The 14,052-nt window shown below is 56.7% G+C and carries 14 protein-coding genes and 1 tRNA gene; 8 read left to right on the forward strand and 7 right to left on the reverse strand.

Annotation, left to right across the window (positions count from 1 at the left end; genetic code table 11):
- Positions 1-56 precede the first annotated feature (56 nt).
- Entirely contained in the window at positions 57-248 is a 192-nt protein-coding gene (locus tag NMUL_RS12040) for a DUF6538 domain-containing protein (protein WP_041352598.1), read from the reverse strand.
- A 97-nt stretch (positions 249-345) separates the two neighbouring features.
- Positions 346-438: transfer RNA gene (locus tag NMUL_RS12045), tRNA-Ser, on the reverse strand.
- A gap of 96 nt (positions 439-534) precedes the next feature.
- Between NMUL_RS12045 and mltF the strand changes: the two genes are divergently transcribed.
- Positions 535-1,941, forward strand: a complete 1,407-nt coding sequence (mltF, locus tag NMUL_RS12050) for a membrane-bound lytic murein transglycosylase MltF (protein WP_041352599.1) — start codon at positions 535-537, stop codon at positions 1,939-1,941.
- 141 nt (positions 1,942-2,082) lie between these two features.
- Positions 2,083-2,721 carry a peroxiredoxin gene (locus NMUL_RS12055; RefSeq protein ID WP_011381609.1) on the forward strand — a complete coding sequence of 213 codons (639 nt, stop codon included), beginning with the start codon at positions 2,083-2,085 and terminating at the stop codon, positions 2,719-2,721.
- Positions 2,722-2,891: 170 nt separating this feature from the next.
- Here NMUL_RS12055 and cysG read toward each other — a convergent pair whose 3' ends face one another.
- A complete protein-coding gene (gene cysG, locus NMUL_RS12060) occupies positions 2,892-4,310 on the reverse strand; it encodes a siroheme synthase CysG (RefSeq protein ID WP_041353255.1) in 1,419 nt (472 codons plus the stop codon).
- Positions 4,311-4,512: 202 nt separating this feature from the next.
- On the opposite strand from cysG, the gene NMUL_RS12065 reads away from it, so the two are divergent.
- The 6 genes from NMUL_RS12065 to scpB all read left to right on the forward strand — a co-directional run bounded on the left by NMUL_RS12065 (position 4,513) and on the right by scpB (position 9,477).
- On the forward strand, positions 4,513-5,352 hold the full coding sequence (locus NMUL_RS12065; protein ID WP_011381611.1) for a 3',5'-nucleoside bisphosphate phosphatase: 840 nt from the start codon (positions 4,513-4,515) through the stop codon (positions 5,350-5,352).
- A gap of 63 nt (positions 5,353-5,415) precedes the next feature.
- Entirely contained in the window at positions 5,416-6,048 is a 633-nt protein-coding gene (locus NMUL_RS12070) for an L-threonylcarbamoyladenylate synthase (RefSeq protein WP_011381612.1), read from the forward strand.
- A complete protein-coding gene (locus NMUL_RS12075) occupies positions 6,041-6,691 on the forward strand; it encodes a site-2 protease family protein (protein ID WP_011381613.1) in 651 nt (216 codons plus the stop codon). Before NMUL_RS12070 ends, NMUL_RS12075 begins: the two co-directional genes overlap by 8 nt.
- A 50-nt stretch (positions 6,692-6,741) precedes the next feature.
- Positions 6,742-7,944 carry a tryptophan--tRNA ligase gene (locus NMUL_RS12080; protein ID WP_011381614.1) on the forward strand — a complete coding sequence of 401 codons (1,203 nt, stop codon included), beginning with the start codon at positions 6,742-6,744 and terminating at the stop codon, positions 7,942-7,944.
- A gap of 83 nt (positions 7,945-8,027) precedes the next feature.
- Positions 8,028-8,876, forward strand: a complete 849-nt coding sequence (locus NMUL_RS12085; RefSeq protein ID WP_104009654.1) for a segregation and condensation protein A — start codon at positions 8,028-8,030, stop codon at positions 8,874-8,876.
- Complete coding sequence (gene scpB / locus NMUL_RS12090) at positions 8,842-9,477, forward strand: SMC-Scp complex subunit ScpB (RefSeq protein WP_011381616.1); 636 nt, start codon at positions 8,842-8,844, stop codon at positions 9,475-9,477. The genes NMUL_RS12085 and scpB overlap by 35 nt, the downstream gene beginning before the upstream one ends.
- A 349-nt stretch (positions 9,478-9,826) precedes the next feature.
- Here the strand turns inward: scpB and NMUL_RS12095 are convergent, their stop codons facing one another.
- The 4 genes from NMUL_RS12095 to NMUL_RS12110 all read right to left on the reverse strand — a co-directional run bounded on the left by NMUL_RS12095 (position 9,827) and on the right by NMUL_RS12110 (position 13,969).
- Positions 9,827-11,935, reverse strand: a complete 2,109-nt coding sequence (locus tag NMUL_RS12095; RefSeq protein ID WP_011381617.1) for a CopD family protein — start codon at positions 11,933-11,935, stop codon at positions 9,827-9,829.
- Positions 11,932-12,357, reverse strand: a complete 426-nt coding sequence (locus NMUL_RS12100; protein ID WP_011381618.1) for a copper resistance CopC family protein — start codon at positions 12,355-12,357, stop codon at positions 11,932-11,934. The genes NMUL_RS12095 and NMUL_RS12100 overlap by 4 nt, the downstream gene beginning before the upstream one ends.
- Before the next feature lie 281 nt (positions 12,358-12,638).
- Positions 12,639-13,229 (reverse strand): hypothetical protein, encoded by a 591-nt coding sequence (locus tag NMUL_RS12105; protein ID WP_041352601.1) that lies wholly within the window; start codon positions 13,227-13,229, stop codon positions 12,639-12,641.
- Between the two features lie 149 nt (positions 13,230-13,378).
- On the reverse strand, positions 13,379-13,969 hold the full coding sequence (locus NMUL_RS12110) for a hypothetical protein (protein WP_011381620.1): 591 nt from the start codon (positions 13,967-13,969) through the stop codon (positions 13,379-13,381).
- Positions 13,970-14,052 lie beyond the last annotated feature (83 nt).

The raw sequence follows: 14,052 nt of genomic DNA on the forward strand, positions 1-14,052 counted from the left end.
ATAGCGCAGAAGCTCTCACCCGCTTTTATCTCGCTTTTGTTTTTGAACGGCTGGTTTCAACTGCCAAACGGTTGCCATAGCTCAACCGCAAGCATGAATATCCCTGGAATAGCAACACTTTTATCCCCTGTTTCAAGAGTTTTGGTAAACTCTCGCTTGCCAATCACTTCCTGAAGCTCGTCAGGGATGGCAATGCGGAACGAGAACGTATCTCCGCGTCTTTGCAGGTAAGGGATTTTTCTGGACATTGATCTGCGGGAGTGCTTTGTAGCACTTTTATGTAGCAAAACATAAAAACCTACAGACAATCAGAAAGTTATTGAATTAACAGTAACTTAGGAAGGTTGGCGGAGAGGGTGGGATTCGAACCCACGTGCCAGGTTACCCTGACCATCTGATTTCGAGTCAGCGCCGTTATGGCCACTTCGGTACCTCTCCGTTGATGAACTATTTTATCAGCTTATCCTATGTTTTTCTCGCGCTTGGACAAGACTCGATGGCAGAATGTTTCCCGATTCTAGTTATCTCTTCTCAATGCGATCTCTTTCTCGTTTTTTAATTGCTATTTTCGGTTGCGGCGCTCTGCTCGCTTCCTGTGATTCGTTTGAAAGATCGGTATTGCCGTTCGACAAAACGGATGAGCTGGTGGTGATCACCGTCAATAGCCCGGATACGTATTACGAGAATGCAGAAGGCAGTTATGCCGGGCTGGATTACGACCTCGCCACTGAGTTTGCGAAAGAGCTGGGAATGAAAGTGAGATTCAAGACAGTGCCCAGACTGGATAAGGCATGGTCTCTCCTTGAAAAGCATAAAGGACACTTTGCCGCCGGCATGAATATCAGCGCAAAGCACTCGCGGCATGTCGCGTTCGGTCCGATTTACCAGCTCGTACAACCCCAGCTCGCCTATAACACGGACTACAACAAGCCGAAAAACCTTCATCAGCTCGGTGGAAGAACCATTCGCATTGCGAAAGGCGTAACCCATGCTGAACAGCTGAACAAGGCAAAGCACGAGGTGCCCGAGCTGAAATGGAAAGAGATGGACCTCACGCCCGACGAACTGCTGGCGAGACTGGCGGAAGGCAAGGTCGATTATGTGGTAGCGGATTCAACCCAGATCAATCTCGCGAAGAATTTTTATCCTAATCTGAATGCAGCATTCAATTTGGGCGATTCGGTAGGACGAGCATGGGCATTTTCACCCTTTGCCGAACAGGCGTTACTGGAGGCGACACAAAAATTCTTCACGCGCATCCAGCAGGATGGGACGTTGACGCGCCTGCTCGACCGATACTACGGACACATAGAACGTCTTCATCATACGGATGTAAACGGCATTCTTGCGAAACGCCGCACCATTTTGCCTGAATTGCGCGAACATTTTTATGAAGCCGAAGAGTTGAGCGGGATCGACTGGAGATTGATTGCGGCACTCGCCTATCAGGAATCGCACTGGGACGCCCTGGCGACTTCTCCCTCCAACGTGCGCGGCATCATGATGTTGACGGAAATCACGGCAGACCGGATGAAAGTGACGGATAGACTGGATGCACGGCAAAGCATACTTGCGGGAGCGCGCTACTTCGCATTACTCAAGGATAAACTGCCCACACGCATCAAGGAGCCGGATCGCACCTGGATGGCACTGGCTGCCTATAATCAGGGGCCGAGTCACCTGGAAGATGCCCGGATACTGGCGCAAAAGATGGGGTTGAGCCCTGATGCTTGGGTCGACCTGAAAAAAACGCTGCCGTTGCTGAGCCAAAGCGAACACTTCCGTACTCTCAGGCATGGTTTTGCGCGCGGAGGTCAAGCAGTTGTACTGGCGGAATCAGTACGGATCTATTATGAGATTTTGCAGAAATACGAACCTCCATATTCTTGGGGTTTTCCCATCGTTGCCAGAAAGGAGGATGATTCCTGGCAGGAGTTCTGATGCCTTCTTTCACGGGCAACAATCCGTCTCAAGGCAATAATGGACAGCAAACAATAGTTGTTGAGCGATTGCAGCAGGCAGGCTATATTGAACCGGTTTCCTACGAAATTCCCATCGATGTTTTAACTCACGGAGAATGCCATGACCTTACGCTTAGGCGATACCGCCCCCGATTTCGAACAGGAATCCTCCATTGGCAGGATCAAATTTCACGAATGGATAGATGATTCCTGGGCAGTATTGTTTTCTCATCCCGCGGATTACACGCCAGTGTGCACAACCGAGCTGGGAATGACAGCCAAGCTCAAGTCTGAATTCGACAAACGTAATGTGAAGGCGATCGGGTTGTCGGTGGATCCTGCGGCAAAACATACCGGATGGATCAAGGATATCGAGGAAACGCAAGGTTGTACCGTCGCTTTTCCCATTATTGCGGACGAAGACAGAAAGGTCGCGGCACTATATGACATGATTCACCCGAATCAGTCGGAAACCATGACAGTGCGCTCGCTTTTTGTGATCGACCCGAAGAAGAAAGTGCGGCTTATCCTCACCTACCCCATGAGCACCGGACGCAATTTCGATGAGGTGCTGCGGGTGATCGATGCGCTGCAATTGACCGATAACTATACGGTCGCCACCCCGGCCAACTGGAATGACGGCGGTGATGTGATTATCCCGCTGACTATCCAGGATGAGGCAGTGATCAAGCAGAAGTTTCCGAAAGGCTATACCGCTCCACGTCCCTATCTGCGCATCACGCCCCAGCCGAATAAATAAACCCGGGCCCGAATAGTAGCATTGGCTGGCCGCCAAACACCGTTACCCTTATCAGGTGGAGCCCGGCTTACGGTATGCAGCTCAGGAGTCCGCCTCTGCCCGGGGTCGACCCTGGGTAAAGTCCAGTCTGATATTGAATGCTTCTTGCAGAATACCCGCCCGTAATAACTTCACTCTGCGCCGGGTAGATTCCCCTCCGGCTGGAACCAGGCGAGTTTTCGGTGCAGATTCACAACCTCCCCCACGATAACGAGAGTGGGGGGAACGAGATGGGCGGCAGCGGTCAACTCGGGAAGCGTTTCGAGGGTAGCGGCAAGCACCCGCTGCTTGCGGGTGGTGCCCTGCTGCACGATTGCAGCGGGAGTGTTATTGGGCAGACCGTGTGCGATCAGTTGTTTGCATAGCACGGTCAATCCAAGCAATCCCATGTAAACCACGATGGTCTGCTTCGGTCGCGCCAGCATTGGCCAGTCCAGATCCACACTGCCATCCTTCAGGTGTCCGGTAACGAATATACAGGACTGGGCGTAATCCCGATGTGTGAGCGGAATGCCTGCATAGGATGCAGCCCCATTAGCAGCAGTAATGCCGGGCACCACTTCGAAGGGAATTCCGTGTCCCGCAAGCGTTTCGATTTCCTCGCCACCGCGACCAAAAATAAACGGGTCTCCACCTTTCAGGCGCAACACGCGCTTGCCTTCCTTAGCCAGGCGCACCAGCAAATCATTGATCGACTCCTGCGGCATCGTGTGGCGGTTACGTTCCTTGCCGGCATAAATCCGGGGAGTATCGCGCCGCAGCATATCCAGGATTTCCGGTGACACGAGCCTATCGTACACGACCACGTCTGCCTGCTGCATGAGTCGCATGGCCCTAAAAGTCAGCAGTTCAGGGTCGCCGGGCCCGGCCCCTACCAGATACACCTCTCCCTTGACCGGTTCTTCGGTTTCATTTTCGAGCTCACGCTCGAGCCAGGCCTTTGCTGCCTGATCCTTGCCTGCGAACACCATTTCCGCAAACGGTCCCTGCAATACCCGCTCCCAGAACCGGCGGCGCTGGGCCGGCTGCGAAAAACGATGTTTTACCCTGTCGCGGAACTCGCCAGCGTATGCAGCCAGGCGTCCGTAAGCCATAGGGATCATGGTTTCCAGACGCGCTCGCAGCAGCCTTGTCAGAACAGGGGATGCACCCCCGCTCGAAACCGCGACAACAACCGGCGTCCGATCCACGATCGACGGCATGATGAAGGAGCATAGGCCAGGATTATCGACGACATTGACAGGAATGCGCAGCCGCTTGGCTGCTTCCGAGATTCTTTGATTGACGGCGAAATCATCCGTGGCCGCGATGACGAGAACAGCGTCTGCCAGATGCTCGTCCTGGAAAGTTTCGGCACGGTAAGCCAGCTTTCCTTCCCGTGATTGTTCATTCAGTTGTTCCAGCAGTTCGGAACAAAGCCGCGGAGCGACTACGGTAACGTGCGCTCCTGCGCGTAGCAGCATTGCGACCTTGCGCGCGGCGACTTCTCCTCCGCCTGCCACCACACAGTTGCGATCATGGATATCGAGAAAAATCGGCAGGAAATTCACTTTTTTGGCTTGAATGAGGAAGAAGTCTTTTCCATACTTTACCCGAAAATACTCTTCCGGGTTAGGGCGCCGTGAACCTGGCTGCAGCATGGCCGGTTGTATCAGTCGAGGTTATGAATTTGGCTTCTTTTCCAGGTAAATTTTTCATACCGCGCCTTATTTGCTATGATGCATTCTCTCGCTTCGTGCGAACCGCCTCTTCATGCTCAATATCGATCTGCACTGCCATTCCACGGTTTCCGATGGTTTACTGACTCCTACCCAGTTGGTGGAGCATGCGGCTGCGCGCGGGGTGGAGGTGCTGGCGCTGACCGATCACGATGATATCGGCGGCCTGGAGGAGGCGCGCAAGGCTGCGGATAAAAACGGCGTTCTGTTTATCGATGGCGTGGAAATCTCCGTCAGTTGGCGTGGACAGACTGTGCATATCGTGGGGCTGGGAATCGATCCCGCTGACCCCCAACTGGTCGAAGGCCTGAGTACCATCCGCCAGGGCAGGACGATGCGCGCACGCAATATTGCAGCCCAACTAGACAAATTCGGTATTCACGGCAGTTTCGAGGGTGCCCGCAGGAATGCGGGCAATGGACTGATCGGCCGCATGCACTTTGCGCGTTTTCTGGTTGAGCAGGGTTATGCGAAGGATGTGCGAACGGTATTCAAGAAATATCTTGTAAAAGGTAAACCAGGCTATGCTCCCCATCAATGGGTCTCGCTGAGTGAGGCAGTAAACTGGATCCGCAGCAGTGGCGGCAGAGCTGTGATCGCCCATCCGGGACGTTATAAATTAGGCAAGGATGCACTGGAAGAACTGCTGCTGGAGTTTCAGACCCTGGGCGGGGAAGCTATAGAAGTGGTCACCGGTAGCCATACATTCGAACAATCCCTGCTTTTCGCCAACCATAGCCGACGCCTGGGATTACTGGCCTCGCGCGGGTCCGATTTTCATGGGCCGGGCGAGAGTTATTTCGACCTCGGTGGAATGCCTCCTTTACCTGCCAACTGTGCCCCTGTCTGGCATGACTGGTCCGGGCTGATGTAAGGCGAAAATCGCGTCCACTTTTTATGAGAGCGGCATTCCAAAAATTCAAATTTCTGTTGCTACGTGGCCCAATTCTTTTCCATTCACCCCGATAATCCCCAGCCGCGGCTGATACGGCAGACTGCGGCCATCGTGCGGGCGGGGGGCGTGATCGTATGTCCGACTGATTCCTGTTACGCGCTGGGGGGGCAGCTGGGCGACAAGAACGTCATGAGCCGTATTCGCGCACTGCGCGGAGTGGATGAGGATCACCATTTCACCCTCATGTGCCGGGACTTTACGGAAATCTCGCGCTACGCCAAATTCGATAACACCGAATACCGGTTGCTCAGGGCCTGCACCCCGGGTTGCTACACATTTATCTTTCAGGCTACCCGGGAGGTGCCGCGGCGCCTGCTGCATCCCAGGCGCAATACGATCGGTATGAGAATTCCGGACCAGGCTGTCGTCCAGGCACTGCTGGCGGAACTGAATGAACCCCTGCTGAGCTCTACCCTGATACTGCCGGGGGAGGCGCTTCCACTTAACGATCCTCTGGAAATCCGTGCACGTCTCGAGCATCAGGTGGAGCTGATACTGGATAGCGGCGCCTGCGGCCTGGAGATGAGCACGGTGGTTGATCTGACCGGGGATACGCCTGTGGTAGTCCGGCAAGGCAAAGGTAGCCTCGCACCCTTTGGAATGCCGAATGGATAGCATTATCCAGAGCATAGCCATTTATGCGCTTCCGGTCATTTTTGCCATCACGCTGCATGAAGCTGCACACGGTTATGTGGCCAAGCATTTCGGCGATCTCACCGCCTATACGCAGGGGCGCGTCAGCCTTAATCCCATACGCCATATCGACCCGCTGGGGACCATCGTTCTGCCGATCGTGACGATGCTGCTCGGGGGAATCCTGTTCGGCTGGGCCAAGCCGGTGCCAGTCAACTTCTCCGCGTTGCGCAATCCCAAGCAGGACATGATGTGGGTGGCACTCGCCGGGCCGGGCGCCAATCTCTTCATGGCAATACTTTGGGGATTCGTCATCAAGTTTGCTCTCGGGTTGCCACAGGACGGACTGGCCGAACCCCTGATATTGATGGGTGAGGCAGGAATCAAAATCAACGTCGTGCTGATGGTGCTGAATCTCTTGCCTCTGCCACCGCTCGATGGAGGCCGGGTTGCGGTAAGCCTGCTGCCGCCCCGCCTGGCCTATAATTTTTCGAAGATCGAGCCTTACGGCTTCATGATCCTTTTGTTTCTGCTGGCGACGGGCGTACTCGGGGCTGTTATGGGACCGCTGATTGCAATCACGATCCATTTGATGGCGTTGTTTTTTGGTTTCGCTACTTATTGAACTGCTTCTCTACATAAGGATTCTGATTGGAGTTACCGAGGCAATGATCTATGTTCGCTGATCGTGTTTTGTCGGGAATGCGGCCGACGGGAGGCCTGCATCTGGGGCATTATCATGGGGTGCTCAAAAACTGGATAGAACTGCAACACCAGTTTGAGTGCCTGTTCTTTGTCGCCGACTGGCATGCCCTCACAACCCATTACGATACGCCGGAAATCATCGAAGAGCATGTCTGGGACATGGTGATCGACTGGCTTGCAGCCGGTGTCGACCCGGCCCAGGCGACGTTGTTCATACAGTCGCGTGTTCCCGCACACGCAGAGTTGCACGTGCTGCTTTCCATGATCACCCCGCTCGGCTGGCTGGAACGTGTCCCGTCCTACAAGGATCAGCAGGAAAAGCTGGTTGAAAAAGAATTGAACACATATGGCTTCCTTGGATACCCCTTGCTGCAAAGCGCGGACATCCTTATTTACCGGGCTACACGAGTGCCGGTGGGAGAGGATCAAACGCCGCATATCGAGTTCACCCGGGAAATTGCGCGACGCTTTAATCATGTCTACGGCAAGGAGCCTGGATTCCAGGAAAAGGCGGAAGCGGCGATCAAGAAACTGGGGTCCCGAAAAGCCCGCCTCTATCGGGACTTGAGGAATCGCTATCAGGAACAGGGAGACGACGAAGCGCTTGCGGCGGCGAAGTCATTGCTGGATGAGCAGCAAAATTTGAGCATGGGTGACCAGGAACGCTTGTTCGGGTATCTGGAAGGCGGTGGAAAGATGATTCTTTCCGAGCCGGAAGCGATGCTGACGAAAGCGTCGAAAATGCCAGGGCTGGACGGGCAGAAGATGTCCAAGTCTTATAACAACACCATTACCCTGCGTGAAGATCCGGAGAGCGTCACGAGAAAGATTCGTACGATGCCGACCGACCCCGCCCGGGTGCGGCGTACCGACCCCGGAACCCCGGAGAAGTGCCCGGTATGGCAATTCCATCTCGTATACTCGGACGAAGATACGAAGAGGTGGGCTTATGAGGGCTGTATCACTGCTGGTATCGGCTGTCTGGACTGCAAGCAGCCTGTCATCGATGCAATACTGACCGAGCAGCGGCCAATGCATCAACGCGCGCGCATGTACGAAGAAGAGCCTTCACTGGTGCGAAATATCATTGCTGACGGTTGCGAGAGGGCCGATAAGCTGGCACAGGAAACCATGCGTGAGGTGAGAGAGGCAATGGGACTGGATTATTCCTGATTTTTGCTTTGCGCGGGCACATGGGCAATGCAGCCGCATCGACGCGTGCTATCTGTCATAGACGTTGCTCGACTTACCCAAGAATGAACGACTTTCAAAGCCTTTCCACAGAGGAATCTCCTGCCCCGGCAGGGACAAATCCTGCGGTAAATCCCATTGCCCGGATACATGGCGAGCCGGTGACGGAGATCCCATCGGATTTATATATTCCACCGGATGCGCTGGAAGTATTTCTCGATACGTTTCAGGGGCCACTGGACCTGCTGCTTTATCTTATTCGCAAGCACAATCTGGATGTACTCGATATAGCGATGGCGGAACTCACGCGTCAATATTTGGCTTATATCGAAATGATGCGTGCGAATAAACTGGAACTGGCTGCGGAATACCTTTTGATGGCGGCTGTGCTGATCGAAATCAAGTCGCGGATGTTACTGCCTAAGCCCGTTGCCAAGGGGAATGAGGATGAGGTCGACCCGCGAGCAGAACTGGTGCGGCGTCTGCTGGAATACGAGCAGATGAAGGTCGCCGGGCAGAAGCTCAACAAGTTGCCCCAGGCAGAACGCGATTTTGCGCTGACAAACGTATGGATCGAGCAAAAGGTGATTGAACGCCTGCCGGAAGTCAATGCCGATGATCTTCGCAATGCGTGGCTTATCCTGATGGCGCGCCTGAACGTAAATCGCAGGCACAATATCACGCGGGAAGAACTTTCAGTCCGCGAACATATGACCCGTATCCTGCGGCATGTGCAGGGACACCATTTTGTGGAATTCAGCGATTTATTTAATGCCGCTGCCGGAGCAGCGGAGCTTGTGGTGACGTTTCTGGCGTTATTGGAGCTTGTGAAGGAACGCCAGGTGGAGGTCAGTCAGCCGTCCGCTTTTGGAATGATTTATGTCCGACCGATCAGCGTCCTTACCACCGTCTAATTTCTCCGTTTCATCCCCTGCTCAGGTTAAAAAGGTTCTGGAAGCTGCATTACTTACCAGCCCGGAACCCCTCCCTCTGGCGGAACTGAAAAAACTGTTCGCGGGTGAACTGGGCTCGGAAATCCTGCGGCGCCTGCTGGACGAGTTGAACAGAGACTGGGAAGGAAGAGGGGTGGAACTCGTGCAGGTCGCAGGCGGGTGGCGCTTTCAGGCTCGAGCGGAAATGCAGGAATTTCTCGACCGCCTCAATCCGCAAAAGCCACCCCGCTATTCGCGGGCGGTATTGGAAACGCTCGCCATCATTGCGTATCGCCAGCCGGCGACGCGCGGGGATATCGAGGAGATACGGGGCGTTGCGGTCGCAAGTTCAGTGCTAAAGGCACTGGAATCAAGAGGCTGGATATCTGCCGTCGGTCACCGTGAGGTACCGGGTCGACCCATCTTGTATGCTACGACCGTTGAATTTCTTAATGATCTTGGACTTCGCTCCCTGGAAGAATTGCCGCCATTGGAAGAACTGGGCTCACTGATTGAACCGAAGGAAAGCGTGGAACAACTGCCTGATCCAGAGAACATGCCCCAACCAGGCAATCCCGATTGAACATGAGGGGGCCAGGAGGAGTTATGGCTCAATTGTAATTCAAGGCAGCCTTCCTTCCGGAAAGACTGCATTTCGCCTTTCTCCCTTCCCCTCTTCTGATCATGAACTCCCCGCCGTATTTTTGCTTCCGGCTGTATTGCCTGGTTTTCCCTGCGCCCTGACCTGGAGGGCGGTATCTGCCTGTCGAAGGGAGCGGCGCGGGGATGCCCTGTAAAGGAACGCATGCTGTCAAGGCAGGCAGGTCGGGGCGTCAGCGGGCAGCTGAACCTGCCCGGACTGCTCCAAGGGCGCTCAAGGGGGATGGCGCTCCCTTCGCCCCGATCCTGGCATCCTTTCCACTACCGCTTGGCTAGTGCACATGCTCGCCTGGTGGGGGCAGGATCTCCTCTTCGCGGTTGAGCTGCGCTATCTGCTGCATCAGCATGTCGGAGGCGGACCAGCCTGCGCCATCGAGTTCGGGTATCCAGCGCGCCCGCAGGTAGCCGAAGCGGTCCACCAGGAACTCCATGTGGTCAGGCAGCGTGCCTGCGCCCAGGAGGTCCGGATGGGAGAGCGTGCGCCGGAACAGGGCATAGCTGCGCACGATCTCCTCCGCCCCTTCGGTCACGATGGGGAAGTGAACGCCCGCCTTGAGCTGGCCCAGCGCGGCAGCACTCAGGTCATGCTCGGGCACTGCCAGAAGCACCGTGTTGCCGGCCTGCAGCTTTGCATGGAGCGCTTCCAGTTGCGCCAGGCGCTCGCGGGATTGCGGCCAGGAGAATAATACCAGCAGCACGTTCTTCTGGTTGCGGAAGTCCTTCAGGGTGCCGCTTGAGCCATCCTGCGCCACATACGAGAAATTGGGCGGGCCCATGTTGGGCTGCGGCTGCTCGGGCTTGACAGCGGGACTCATCAGGCGCGCCTGGTAGCCGCGCGACATGGCGTGCAGGAAGTTCACCACGTCCCAGCGGTCTTCCTCATCGAGCTTGTCGCCAAAGGAGGGCATGCCGGTATCGGGGATGCCGAAGGAGAGCCAGTGGAAGAAGTCGCCTGCGGTATGGCGGGCCGTGTGCGGTTCGGTCAAGAGGTCCACCGGCGGCTTGGCAAAGCTCTTGGCCATCACGCCGTCGCCCTTGCCCTGCAGCCCGTGACAGGCCACGCAGTTCTCGGCAAAGTGGACGGCGCCATTGGAAATGGAGATGGTGTCAAACGGCACCGGCGTCTTGCGGTAGGTCTCGGGATAGGCATCCACCGTCAAGGGCGGCAGGCCCACGCCCAATCCGATGACCGCCAGGAGGACAGGCAACCCGAAGCGCAGCTTTTTGTCCCAGTGCTTCCTGCGCCCATAGAAGACTGCGGCTGCGGCCAGAACGAGCAGGGCGATGCCGCCGTAGACGCGCGGCATGATGACAGGCTCCCCCCAGGTGGCCGCAAGGGAGAAACGGAAGGAATAGGGCCAGTCCTGGATCAGGGCGTGCTTGGCAGGAACCGTGTTGGCCACGATGGTGGCAAGCAGCACTATCCCTAAGGCCAGCCCGAATTCCAGGCTCACCCATTTCCTGAGTTTGCGCCCGCCGTTATCCGCTCCTTTTGCGCCTGCGTCCTCGTAGAACAGCGGCAGCCAGCTCGAGCGCGCGCGCGAGGCGATGATGAGCACCATCATGAGCAGGGCGATCTTGCCATTGAGCAGCCAGCCATATTTGGTGGCAACCAGGCCGCTGTAGTTGGTATCGACCATGCGGTAGGTGATGAGGATGCCGGTTGCAATCACCGCCAGCATGACGGGCAGCGCCAGGGTGGAGAAGCGCCGCAGGGCCTGGGCATCATGCCGGAAAGCTTCCTCGCGCGACTGGAATACGGCGTGGATGCGCTGGAGCGCCTGCGTCTGCAGGGCAGGCTGCGTTCCGGCGCTTCCGGCTTGCGCCTGCTTCAATTCGCTCTGGGGCTTGCAGGCAAAGCAGACCACCAGGAAAGCCGGCAGGGCGCCAAACCAGACGCTGCCCAGGATGATGTGCAGGGCGTAGGGCAGAAGCGAGACGACCGAGAGGTCCTCGGCTGCGGCGTGGCTGGCAAGCGAGCCGACCCCTAGGGTCAAGGCCGCCACACTTGCGCACAGGATGTATTGCCAGCGTGCGGGCGGGGAGAAGCGGATGTAGAGGGCAATGGCAAAGACGACGAGCGCGCAGGCGGCGCGCGCGAGCCAGATATGCCCCATGCGCGTATTCTCCATGAGGGAGAGCCAGGCGGCCGGATGCCAGGCGTTCTCGTCAATCCCGGTGGCTTGCGCCGTGGTGGTCGCCAGGATGCCGAACAGGCCGGTGAGCAGGATGAGGGCAAGCCACGGCAGCGCACGCTCCACCCGCGTGACCCAGGGCGAGTGGACGGAGCCGGCAATGGCCAGAAACACGCAGCCCCCCACCAGGATCATGTTGGACGCCAGCTGCGCCCAGCGCAGGAGCGTCGCGATGACCTCGATCATTTCGCGGCGGCTTTGTTCTTTATCGTGAAGTCGTGGGACGAGTCAACCACATGCCCGTCCACCGACAGCACCCGGAACTTGACCGTGTACTTGCCCGGGCTCAATTCCGGCAGGGGCAGAACGATGGCTTTGGGGTCGTTGGCATCGATATGCGGTTTGGTTTCGGTGACAGGGGTCTTGGAGGCGTCGAGTACGGAGAGTGCGGCATAGTCCTTTTCGACTTCTTCGTTGAAGAACAGCCGCACCTGGGTGGGGGCCTGGGTCAGTTGCGCGCGGCGCGCAGGTTCTGCCTTGACCAGCATGGCGTGCGCCAGCGCCGGGCTGCTGTGCAGCCCCGCTACCAGCAGCAGGAACGACAAAAGGCTGCCTGCCAGTAAGTGAACACTTGCTCTCCTGTCGGCAGATATCATCGATGGTTGCATTTTTGCTCCTCTTATATGGGCTCTGCACCCGAAGATCGGGCTTCGGGCAGCCACTGTGGTCCTTGTCTTTTTTATTTGTCCCCGGTTGTTCTTGTTCGATCTGCACCCGGTTGACTTTTTTGTTCCTGCCTTATTGCATCTTGGACTCTTTCCCGCGCTTATGGTTCAGAGGGGGAGCCAGGCCGCGGCCCATGCCCGGGGTGCCCCCTGCACAAAGGGACTGCGGCGAGCCCAAGCTCAAGTCAACCTGAAGTCAGCGCTTACTCTCTTCCTTCCCTTTGCTAGGCGCTTGCACCGGCGGATTTGCGTCCGCGCAGGAAGAAGACGGCCGCTCCTATGATCACCGCCGCAATGGCGATGATGAGGTAGGGCGACATGCCCTTGGGTTCACCCACGGAGAAGGGGAAGCGCGAGACCAGCGGTTCCTTGTCGGTGACGGTCACGAGCCCCACGAACTTGCCAGGCTGGGTGAAGTTGTATTCAAAATTGATGGAGCCATTGGGATAGACCTTGGGCGGTATGTGCAGGATGGTGATTTCATCGAGCTTCTGCTGTTCGTCGGGAGCGGGCTGTCCGCCTGAACCGGTGTCGCGGATGATGCGCACTTCGGTGGGCAGGGGGCGCAGCGCTTCTTCAATGTAGTCCAGGGCAACTACGGTGCGGCCGGTATTGGGAATGTCTTCGCAGAATTCCTTCTCCTGCGTGGCATCCGGCTGGTAGCCGGTAAAGTGCATGGTGTAGGGGCCGATGGTGAGCTTGCATATATCATCGGCAAGCGACAGGCCGCCGTGCGCTTCCACCTGGGAGGAGAAGGGCAGGGCCAGGGCAAATACCAGTCCGATCAAGGCAGGTTTGAGTGAGGATGAGAACATTATCAATTCGCCTATATAAGTATGGTGAGTCAGTGAATCAGTGATCCTGCAGGGTCGCGGTTGCATTTATCCGCCGCTGTTTTGCCAGGCTTGTGTCCGGCGCTCCTCTGCAACGGCAGGAGCCGGTTTATCCGGTGACCTTTCCTGCATTACGGGTTGCGCGAGGAGCGCCAGCGTTGCACGCGCGGGGATTTCACGAGCTTGTATCCCAGCACGGCAAGCAGCAGCAGGGCGATCAGGGGGCCTACCGCGGCGCGGAATATTTCGGAATAGTTGATCATCTGTACCCGCAGGGGATACTGGTAGCGCAGGGGCGGCACGCCTTCTGCGGTGATGAATACGGTGTAGAGTCCCTGCTCGAGGGTGGTCTGGCCCTGGATGACACCATCCGGATGGTGCACAGGACGCAGTTGCGTGACCATCTCGTCCTCTTCGCTCGTGCCCCGTACCACCTTCATGCCAATGGGCATGTCGCGCATGGCAGGGTCGATGAGGTCGATCACGAGGAAGGTATCGCCTCCCTTGGGAATCTCGGTGCAGTATTGGGCAGTAGGTTCGAATTGCGGCTGGTAGGCGCTCAGATGCACCATGTTCTCGCCGATACGGCGCACGCAGCTGTCTTCTTCCAGCGATTCCTTGCCGTGCGCGCTAACAAACCCGCTGTAGAGGGTGGTAATCAGCAGCAGCGCCAGGGCACCTGCCCGGCTGCCTTGTCTGCTCGAAGTGCCTTTCGCTTGCATTTCTCTAGATTCGTTAAAAAAACACCGATCCACCTTGCCGTCTGTAACGGTGGCGGACCGGTGTTTGCATGCTGCCTGTTCCA

It is taken from the genome of Nitrosospira multiformis ATCC 25196 (assembly GCF_000196355.1).
Taxonomy (GTDB): Bacteria; Pseudomonadota; Gammaproteobacteria; order Burkholderiales; family Nitrosomonadaceae; genus Nitrosospira; species Nitrosospira multiformis.